The 10,889-nt window shown below is 75.9% G+C and carries 1 protein-coding gene; it reads right to left on the bottom strand.

The window, feature by feature from the left end; genetic code table 11:
• Nucleotides 1–10,889: SDR family NAD(P)-dependent oxidoreductase (locus ACFU6K_RS17695; RefSeq protein WP_380663979.1), on the bottom strand; the 10,889-nt coding region annotated here is incomplete at both ends.

Genomic DNA, 10,889 nt, shown 5'->3' with positions numbered 1-10,889 from the left:
CCGCCGGTCCGGGCGGGCACCATGGCGCCCCGGGGCTCGGCGAGCAGGTGCGCGGCCAGCCGGTCGACCGTGCTGTGGTCGAAGACCACGGTGGTCGAAAGGTCCAGCGAGAGCGCGGTGTTGAGCTCGTGGACCAGTCGGACGGCGAGGATGGAGTCCAGGCCCAGGTCGGCGAACGCCGACCCGTCGAGGACCTCGCCGGCGTCCATCGCGAGGGCGGCGGCGACCTTCTCCCGCACCAGCGCGGGCACCAGCCCGTCCAGGTCGGCCACGTCCGCCGGCTCGTCAGGACCGGCCGGCTCGTCCAGGTCGACCGGTTCGACGACCGGCTCTGCGGCCTCGGCGGGAACGTCCCCGGACCGGGGCAGGTCGCCGATCCAGAACCGTTCCGCGGCGAACGGATAGGTGGGCAGGGCGATGGTCCGCCGCGCCTCCCGGTGCGTGCCGCGCCAGTCGATCGCGACGCCGGACGCCCACAGGGCCGCGACCTTGGACAGCTCCCCGGCGGCGCTCCAGCGCCGGACGAGCAGCTCCTGGAGCTCGCCGTCCGCGGTGAGTTCCGCGAGCGGTCCGTCGGGCGCCGTGCCCGCGCTGCCCCGGAGCCCCCGGCCCTCGCGCAGCGCGTCCCGCAGCTCCCCGGTGGAGGAGACCACGACCGCGTACCGCTCGGCCATCGCCTCCCGTCCCACCTGGAGGGTGTACGCGAGGTCGGCCAGCGGGGTGTCCGGGGCCCGGTCGAGGAACGCGGCCAACCGGTCGACGGAGGCGGCGAGTCGGTCGGGGGTCCGGGCGGAGAGGACGACGACGTGTTCGGCGCCGTCCTCGGTGCCGTCTGCGGGCTGCACGGGGTACTCCTCGACGATCACGTGCGCGTTGGAGCCGCCGGCACCGAAGGAGGACACCGCCGCGATCCGCGGGCCCTCGCTGTGCCAGGGCGCCGCTTCGCGCTGGAGCCGGAAGGGGGACGACCCGAAGTCGATGTTCGGGTTGGGCTGTTCGGCGTTCAGGGTGGGGACCAGTTCCCGGTGCCCGAGCTGCAGCAGCACCTTGGTGAGGCCCGCCACGCCGGCGGCGGCCTCCAGGTGCCCGATGCCGGACTTCACCGAGCCGAGCGCGCAGTACTGCCGGTCCTCGGTGTCCTGCCGGAACGCCGCGGCCAGGCCGGCGACCTCGATCGGGTCGCCGAGCTCGGTGCCGGTGCCGTGCGCCTCGACGTACCCGACCTGCCGCGCCGAGACGCCGGCCCGGTCGAGCACCCGGCGGATCAGCGCGGCCTGGGCGGTCGGGCTCGGCACGGTGTAACCGGTGCTGCGCCCGCCGTGGTTGACGCCGGTGGCGCGGATCAGGCCCAGCACCCGGTCCCCGTCGGCCAGGGCCCGGGACAGCGGCTTGAGCAGCACGCAGCCGACGCCCTCGCCCGGGACGAACCCGTGGCCGCCGGCGCCGAAGCTGCGGCAGTGCCGGTCGGGCGAGAGCATGCCGGAGCGGCACAGCTCGACGTAGTCCAGCGGGTGGGTGTAGACGTTCGCGCCGCCGGCGAGGGCGACCTCGCAGGCCCCGCTGCGGAGTTGCTCGCAGGCCTCGTGGATCGCGGTCAGCGAGGCCGAGCACATGGTGTCCACGGTCAGGCTCGGCCCGCGCAGGTCGAGCAGGTAGGAGACCCGGGCGCTCAGCGAGGCGAACGAGAGCCCGGGGACGACGAGTTCGCCCGAGGGCAGCCGGCCCGCGGGGTGCCGGGCGTGCCCGACCTTGGTGACGCCGGCGAACACCCCGACCCGGTGGTCGTGCTGCTCGGCGAGGCGGGCACGGGTGTACCCGGCGTCCTCCAGCACCTCCCAGGCGGCCTGGACGAACAGCCGCTCCTGCGGGTCCATCGCGTAGGCGTCGCGCGGGGCGATGCCGAAGAACCTCGGGTCGAAGTCGGCGAAGCCGTCCAGGAACCCGCCCCACTTGCTGTAGCTGCGCCCGGTGGCGGCGGCGGTGTTGCGGTCGGGTTCGAAGAAGCCGTCCAGCGGCCACCGGTCGAGCTCGCGGACGCTGTCGCGGCCGGCCCTGAGGTTCTCCCAGAACTCGCCCAGGTCGGCGGCGCCCGGGTAGCGGCCGCTCAGCCCGATGACGGCGATCGGCTCGTCGGGGCCGGCGTCGGGCCCGGCGGCGGGCTCCCCGACGGGGACGGTCCGTCCCGAGGGGGCCGCCGGGGCGGGCCCGGCCGGCCGCTCCGGTACGGGCTGCGGCGCGGTCCGCGGTACGGGCTGTCGCGCGGACCGCGGCCGGTGCGCGCCGCCGAGCCGGGCGGCCACCGCCCGCAGGGTCGGCTGCTCGTAGAACAGGGTCGAGGAGGCCTCGGGGTAGAACGGGGCCAGCGCACGGTTGAGCTGGAGCACCATCACCGAGTCGAGACCGATGTCGACGAACGGCCGGTCCGGATCCACCGCCTGCGGGGGGAGCTTGCTGACCTCCGCGAAGACCTTCCGCAGGTGGTCCAGCACGGCGCGGTCCGCGGTGCGCCCGGACGGTACGGGTGCGGGCGCGGGCGGAGCGGCAGGGGCAGGGGCAGCGGCCGGGGCGGGCGAGCCGCCACCGGCGTGCTCCGGAGAGCCGTGGTGCACCCACACCCGGTCCGCCCCGGTGTGCCAGGCGTCGACCAGGGCGGCGAGGCCCGTCGGCGTCGGCATCGGTACCAGCCCCCGGTCCTCCCACAGGTAGGCCCGGGTGCGGTCGTCGACGGTCATGCCGCCGTCCTGCCACAGCGGCCAGGCCACGGAGAGCGTCCGGCCCCGCCGTTCCCCCCGGGCGACCGCCGCGTTCCGGGAGGCGGCGAACTCGTCGAGGAAGGCGTTGGCGGCCGCGTAGTCGCACTGCCCGGGGTTGCCGGTGACGGCGGCGCCGGAGGAGTAGGCCAGGACGAACTCCAGCGGGAAGTGCGCGGTGGCCCGGTCGAGGTGGACGAGGCCGTCCGCCTTGGCGCCGAGCACCTCCTCCCACTGCGCCGCGGTCTTCTCGGCGAACCGGGCGTCGCGGACCACACCGGCGGCGTGCACCACCCCGGTGACCTCGCCCGCCTCGGCGACCAGGTGGCGGACCTCCTCCCAGCGCGAGAGGTCGGCCCGCACGTAGCGCGCGACCGCGCCGGCCTGCCGCAGTTCGGCCAGCAGCGCCTCCACCCGCTCGTCGGCCGGCGACCGGCCCGCGAGGACCAGGGTGGGCCGTGGGACGTCGGCGGCGATCCGGCGGGCCGTCGCGGCGCCGATGCCGCCGGCGCCGCCGGTGACGAGGTAGACGCCGCCATCCCGCCACGGCGGGGTGGAGCCGGTGGCCGGGGGAGCGACGGGGGTCCAGCCGCGGGTCTGCCGGACGCCGTGGTGGTAGCGGACGAGGTCGTCCGCGCCGTCGGCGTTCTCCGCGACCGCGGTGGCCGGGTCGACGCCCGCGGCGCCGTCCAGGACGATCACCTGGCCGAGGACCCCGGGGTCCTCCTTGGCCACCGAGCGCAGCAGGCCGGCCAGGGCCGCCGTGTCCGTGACCACCTGGACCAGCACCGTGCCGTCCCCGGCCGCCAGGCCCCGGACGGTCTCCAGCAGCTTCCAGGACAGGTCGCGGAACCGGCTCTCCGGCCGCTGTTTGGCGGTGTCCAGCCGGATCGCCCCGGGGACGTCGCCGTCGACCCCGCACAGCACGACCGCGCGGCGGTCGTGGCGGCGGCCCGGCGCGGCGGTGGCCGGAGTCCAGCTCGGGACGGACAGGACCGTGACGGGCTCCGGGGCGGCGGCCGCTTCGGTGTCCGGTGCTGGGACGGCCGCCGCGGGCTCGGCCCCGGGGTGCCAGAACCGGTCCCGGGCGAAGGGGTACCCGGGCAGGTGCACCCGTCCGGGCGTCGGTCCGCCGGCCCAGGCCGACCGGTCGAGGGCCTCGCCCGCGATCCAGCGCGCCGCCGGACCGGTGGCCTCGCCCCGGTCGCCGGTGGCGACGAACGCCCGCAGCCGGTCCGCGAGTTCGGCCACGGACGACACCGTCCAGGCGATCCGTTCGGCCATCTCCTCCCGGCCGGCCAGGAGGGTCCAGGCGACCGAGCGCAGGGACACCCCCTCCGACCGCTCCAGGAACGCCAGCAGCTCCCGGGCCCGGTCGGTCAACTGCCCCGCGGTGCGCGCCGAGAGCGGCACCAGGACGTCCCCGGCGGGCTCCTCCCGGTCCGCCCGGACCGGGACGTACTCCTCGACCACGACATGGGCGTTGACGCCGCCGAAGCCGAAGCTGCTCACCCCGGCGCGCCTCGGCCCGTCCCGGCCGTCGCGGTCGCGCGGACGCGGCCAGGGCTCGTTCTCCCGGACCAGGTGGAAGGGCCCGTCGTCGAGTTCGACGAACGGGTTGACCCGCCGCAGGTGCCGGTTCGCGGGCAGTACCCCGTGCCGGAGCGCGAGCAGCACCTTCAGCAGCCCCGCGATGCCGGCGGCGGACTCCAGGTGCCCGATGTTGGTCTTGACCGAGCCCAGGCCGCAGGCACCGTCGTCGCTGCGGCCGAGCCGGCGGAAGGCCGTGCGCAGCGCGCGGACCTCGACCGGGTCGCCGAGGGCCGTGCCGGTGCCGTGGGTCTCGATGTAGCCGATGGTGTCCGGGTCCAGGTCGCCGACGGCCGCGGCGACCAGCTCGGCCTGGGCGTCGGCGTTCGGCGCGGTGAGCGAGTTGGCCCGTCCGCCGTGGTTGTAGGCGCTGCCCCGGAGCACGCCGAGGATCGCGTCGCCGTCCCGCTCGGCCGCCGCCAGCGGCTTGAGGACGACGGCCCCGACGCCCTCGCCGCGCACGTAGCCGTTCGCGTCGGCGTCGAAGGTGCGGCACAGGCCGTCCGGGCTGAGCATCCCCGCGCGGTGGGCGCTGACGAAGGTGCCGGCGTCGAGCAGGACGTTCACCCCGCCCGCGATCGCCAGGTCGCAGGCGCCGGACCGGATGGCCTCCATGGCGCGGTGCACCGCCACCAGCGAGCTGGAGCAGGCGGTGTCGATCGGCTCGCTCGGGCCGCGCACGTCGAGCAGGTAGGAGATGCGGTTGGCCAGGATCGAGTGGTTCGTGCCGGTCGCGGTGAAGGCGTCCGGCCGCACCCCGCGGGTGCTCAGCAGGGTCGCGTAGTCGTTGTTGGTGACGCCGATGAACACCCCGGTGTTGGACGGGAGTTCGCTCGGGCGGTGGGCGCTGTCCTCCAGTGCCTGCCACACCGTCTCCAGCACCAGCCGGTGCTGGGGGTCCATCAGTTCGGCCTCGCGCGGCAGGATCCGGAAGAACGCCGCGTCGAAGGCATCGACCTCGTCGAGGGCGCCCATCCGCCGGGGGAAGTCCAGGGCGGCGATGGCCCGGCGCTGCTCCTCGTCGTAGCGGTCCAGCGGGAAGGCGGTGACGGAGTCCCGCCCGGCCAGCAGGTTCGCCCAGAACTCGCCGAGGTCGCGGGCGCCAGGGAAGCGTCCGGCGGCGCCGATCACGGCGATCGGCGTGTCCGGGGCCCTCCCGGGCCGGTCCGGGCGGGGACGGCGCCCGGTGGCGGAGGCCGGCACGGCGGCGGTCACGGCGGCGGTCGCGGGGACGGCCGCCGGGACGGTCGCGGGGCGGGCCGCCGGGCGGCGCGGCGCGGCCGAGGCCCCGTGCTCCGCGACCAGGTGGGCGCCCAGCGCCTCCAGGGTGCTGAGGTCGAAGAACACGGCCGGGCTGACCTTGGCGCCGAAGCGCTCCTCGATCTGCTTGGCGAAGTACACCAGCGAGATCGAGTCGAAGCCGAACTCGTCCATGCCGGTCCGGGGGTCGAGCTCCTCGGGCTCGAACTTCAGCAGCCCCGCCGCGATCTCGCGCAGCACGTCCACGACCCCGTCCGCGCCGGCCGGCCCGGACCTGTCCTCCGCCGGCCCGGTCGTACCCGGCTCGGGGCGGAGTCCGGCCGGCCGGGGGGCCCGGCGGGCCGCCGGTGGCGTCCCCCCGGTGCCGCACAGCACGCCCTCCAGCGCGCCGAGGACCTCGCCCGAAGCGTCGGCCAGGAGGATCCGGTCGGCGCCGAGGAGGACGTGGGCGACCGGCCCGCCGGACCGGACGGTGATCCGGTCGATCCGGTGCGGCGCGACCCGCGGCCAGTCCGGGTGCCCGGCCCGACGGGCCGTCCACTGCACGCCCAGGGCGATCGCCGCGAGGACGGACGGTTCGACGGTCACGTTCCGTCGGACGTGGTCCTGCTGGAACTCGGGACGGGACAGGTGCAGGACGGTGCTGCCGTCCGGGGCGCCGGACACCGCGTCGACGGCGCACGAGGCGGCCCGGGGGACGACGCCGCCCTCGGCCAGGTCGGCCAGGAATCCCGCCCGGTCCAGTACGTGCCGCAGGCCCGTGAGGTCGATCCGGCCGGAGGGCGCGTCGGCCGCCCGGACGGTGAACTCGACGGCCGGCGGCCCGTCCCCGGCCCGCACCAGGCCGTGGCCGTCGGCGAACTCCGTGACGAGGCGGTCGGTGGCCGACCAGTCGACCGGCCGCAGCACCCGCAGGTCGTGGACGGCCGGCTCGGCCGCGTACCCGCTGACCTTCGCGGTGGCGAGCGCGAGGTCCACGGCGAAGGCGGACACCACGACGGGAAGCCCGTCCTGGCGGTAGGTGTAGTCCTGGAGGTCGTCGAGCCGGAGGTCCGCGGTGTAGCGCAGGCCGTGGACGTCGGACTCGTTGCGTCCCAGGAAGGGGTGCAGCCGCTCGCGGTGGGCCAGCGGGGCGAGCACGGTCGGCGCGTCCTCCTCCACCTCGACCCAGCAGCGCACCCGGTCGAAGGGGTACGGGGGCAGCGGGACCCGCCGGGCCGACGGCAGCCGGTCCCAGTCGACGCTCCGGCCCGCGAGCCAGGTCCGGGCCGTCTCGTGGTCCGGCCGGTCCCGGCGGCCCGCCGCCCAGCCGTCCAGGGCGGCCAGGGCCGCCGCCTTGTCGGCCGCCACGAAGGCCCAGCGGTGCGGCAGTTCGTTCCTGCCGACCCGCAGGGTGAAGGCGATGTCGGGGAGGTCGGCCTCGCGGGCCCCGGCGAGGTGGTCGCGGAAGACGGCCAGGTAGCGCCCGAGGGCGGCCTCGTTCATGGCGGAGAACACGAACAACTGCTCGCCGAAGGGTTCCTGGCGCACCGGCCGCGGCGGGTACTCCTCCAGGATGATGTGGGAGTTCATGCCGCCGGCGCCGATCGAGGTGAGGCCGGCCCGGCGCGGGTGGACGACCTCCCGGCCGTCGACCGTGGTGACGACCGGCTGCCAGTCGGCGAGGGTCTGCTGCACCCGGAACGGGGTGTCCGCGAAGTCGATGTCCGGGTTGAGCTCCGTGCTGTGCAGGGACGGCACCAGCTTGCCGTGCCGCAGCTGGAGCAGCACCTTCGCCAGGCCCACCATCCCGGCGGCGGCGAGCAGGTGGCCCATGGTGGCCTTGACCGAGCCGAGCGCGCAGAACTGCCGGTCCTCGGTGTACTTCCGGTACGCCGTGGTGAGGGCGCGGACCTCGATCGGGTCGCCCAGGGCGGTGCCCGAGCCGTGGCCCTCGACGTAGCCGATCGTCCTCGGGTCGATCCCGGCGTCCTCGACGGCCTTCTCGACCGCGCGGGCCTGCATGCCGGGGCTCGGCACGGTGAAGCCGTTGCGCACACCGGCGTTGGACAGCGCGGTGCCCTTGATCACGGCGTACACGTGGTCGCCGTCCCGCTCGGCGTCGACCAGCGGCTTGAGCACCACCGCGCCGACGCCCTCGCCGAGGATGGTGCCGTCCACGCCGAGGCCGAAGCTGCGGATCACGTCGGAGGTGCCGGTGGTGAAGTGCTCCTGCGAGGAGGTGATCAGGTTGTACGGGTGCAGCAGCAGGTTGATGCCGCCCGCGACGACCATCCGGCACTCGCCGGCCCGCAGCATCTGCACGGCCTGGTGGACGCAGGTCGAGGAGGCCGAGCACATGGTGTCCACGAAGATCGACGGCCCGGTCAGGCCGTAGAAGTAGGACAGCATGTTCGGGATCGTCCCGGTGTAGCTGCCGCTCTGCGGGGCCCCGCGGGTGAGGCTGTTCTGGAAGCCGTACAGGTTGTAGTGGTTGCTCATCGTCCCGACGAGCACGCCGACGTCGCCCTGGTAGCGGCGCCGGATGGTCTCCCGGGAGTAGCCCGCGTCCTCCAGCGCGTGCACACCGGCCTGGAGGAACAGCCGCACCTCCGGGGACATCTGCTCGGCCTCGCGCTTGGAGATCCGGAAGTACCGGGGGTCGAAGGCGTCGATGTCGCGCAGGAAGGTCCCGGTCCGGATCACGCTCTTGCCGAGCACGGCCCGGTCGCCGTCCTGGACGACGCGGTGGTCCCAGCGGTCGGCGGGGACCTCGGTGAAGCTGTGCCGGCCGTTCTCCAGCAGCTCCCACAGCTCGTCGAGGGTGTCGGCGCCGGGGTAGCGCCCGGAGACCCCGATGATCGCGATGTCGTGCCGGTCCCGGTCCCGGTCCCGGTGCGACCCGGACCGCTCCGCGCGGGCCTCGGGGGCCTCGACGGCGGCGACGGCCTCGGAGGCGGTCCGGACGGGCGCCTCGACCGGCTCCGGCTCCGGCTCCGGCTCGGGTTCGACCTGCGGCACCGCCCCGCCGAGGACGGCCTCCAGCTGCTCCCGCCGGGACTCCACGAAGTGGGCGGCGACGTCGGCGATGTTGAGGTACTCGAAGAAGATGGTCTTGGAGAGCGGCCCGAACAGCTTCTCCAGCTCGGCGGTCACGCCCATGATGCTCAGCGAGTCGATGCCGTACGCGACGAGGTCGGTGGCCGGGTCGAGGTCCTCCGGCCGGTGTCGGAGGACCTCGGCGACGATCCGCCGCAGCAGTTCCTCGGTCCGCTCGGTCAGGTCCTTGCCGTCGCCGCCGGGTACCGAGCCGGTCGGTGCGCCCGGTACGGCGGTCCGAGAGGTGGCGGCGGGCCGGGCCGTGAGCGTGGCGCCCGCGCCGTAGCCGACCACGACGTGCGCCGGGGCGTCGGCGCGCAGCGCCCCGCCGAGCGCGAGCAGCCCGTCCTCGGTGGGCAGCGGCTCCCAGCCCCGCTCGCGGCGCATCGCCTCCCGGCCGGCCGCGTCCATCGTCATGCCGCCGTCGGCCCACAGCGGCCAACTGACCGCGACGGTACGGCCGGTGCGCTCGCCGGCGTCGACCAGGGACTGCCGGTGCGCGGCGAACGCGTCCAGGAACGCGTTGGCCGCGGCGTAGTCGGACTGACCGGGGTTGCCGTACACCCCGGCGACCGACGAGAAGAGCACGAAGTGGTCCAGGTCGAGGTGGCGGGTGGCGGCGTCGAGGTTGAGCGCGCCGCGGATCTTCGGCGCGCCGACCGTGCGGACGTCGGCCAGGTCCTTGCGCACCAGGTACTGGTCGCGCAGGACGCCGGCCGCGTGGACGACGCCGTCGAGCGAGCCGTGGTCGCGCAGGATCGTCTCGACCGCGGCCCGGACCTCCTCGGCGTCGGTGACGTCCACCGGCAGGTGGTGGGCGTCGACGCCGTCGGCGCGCAGCTCGGCGAGCGAGCCGGTGGCGGACCGTCCGCTGAGCACCACCGTGGCTCCCGCCCGGCCGAAGTAGCGGGCCAGGTGCGGACCGAGGCCGCCCAGGCCGCCGGTGATCCAGTACACCCCGCCGCTCCGCAGCTCCGGGACGGCCGGCCCGGCCCCGAGCGGTGCGCCGACGGGTTCCAGCACCTGCCGGACCCCGTCGGCCCGGCGGCGGACCTCGCTGTCGGGGCCCTCGTCGGCGCACTCCTCGGCGACGATCCGCTCGATCGTGGCCGGGTCCGCGCTCTCCAGGCCGTCGACGCGCACCACCCGGCCGGTGACCAGCGGGTTCTCCAGGGCCACCGTGCGGAACAGGCCCGCCAGCGGCCGGTGGAAGTGCGCGGGGACCCGTCCGTCGACCAGCACCACGAACCGGTGCTCCGTGGTGGGCCGGGTGAGCAGCAGCTCCCGGACGGCGGCGAACACCGTGTCCGTCACGGCCTCGACGCCGTCGGCCGGGGCCGAGGGCGAGACGCCCGGCAGCTCCGGGGTGTGCGGGGTGCGGGCCGGGCCGCCCGGGGCCGCCGGCCGGTCCGTCCACCGGGTGGTGGCGGTGACGACGCGCGGGCCGGTGCCGGTGGCGCGCTGGGCGAGCCCCCGGACCGTGGCGTGGACGGTGCCCTCCTGGTCGCACAGGTCGATGTCGAAGGTGGCCACCGCGCCGGAGCCGCCGGAGCCGCCGGAGCCGCCGGAACCGCCGGTCCGTCGGATCCAGGCCCAGCTCTCGGCCGGGCACGGCCGGTGGACCAGGACCTCGTCCAGGGCCAGCGGCAGGGTCGGCCCGGCGGTGTCCGGCATCAGCGTGACGGAGACCTGGAAGGCCGCGTCCAGCAGGCTCGGCGGCAGCAGGTGTCCGCCGTCCTCGGGCTCGGTCGGCCGGATGCGGGCGAGCGCCCGGTCCGGTCCGGTGCGCAGCTCCCGCAGCGCGCGCATGGCCGGGCCGTACTCCAGGCCCTGGGCGCGCAGCCGCCGGTGGACGGCGTCGGGCTCGGCCGGGTCGGGGCAGGAGGCGCGCAGCGCGTCCAGGTCGAGCGGGGCGGGCGGCGCGGGCGGGACGAGTGCGGCGCGGCCGGTGCCGTGCTCCGTGCCGTCCTGGCGGAACGCGACGGCGATGCCCTGGTCCCCGGGCGTCAGTTCGACCTGGACGTCGACGGGTTCCCCGTCGACGGTGATCGGCCGCAGCCAGGCCAGGTCGTGTAGCCGGACGGTCCCCGTCCCGGTGGCCGAGAGCGCCACGGCGGCCCGGGCCATCTCGACGTAGGCGGCGGCGGGCAGCACCCGCCGGCCGCCGACCCGGTGGTCGTCGAGGACGGGTTCGGCGCCGGTGACCGTCGA

It is taken from the genome of Kitasatospora sp. NPDC057512, assembly GCF_042802135.1.
GTDB lineage: Bacteria > Actinomycetota > Actinomycetes > Streptomycetales > Streptomycetaceae > Kitasatospora.
The sequence above is the reverse complement of the archived record's forward strand: the minus strand, read 5'-3'. Positions and strand labels throughout refer to the sequence as shown.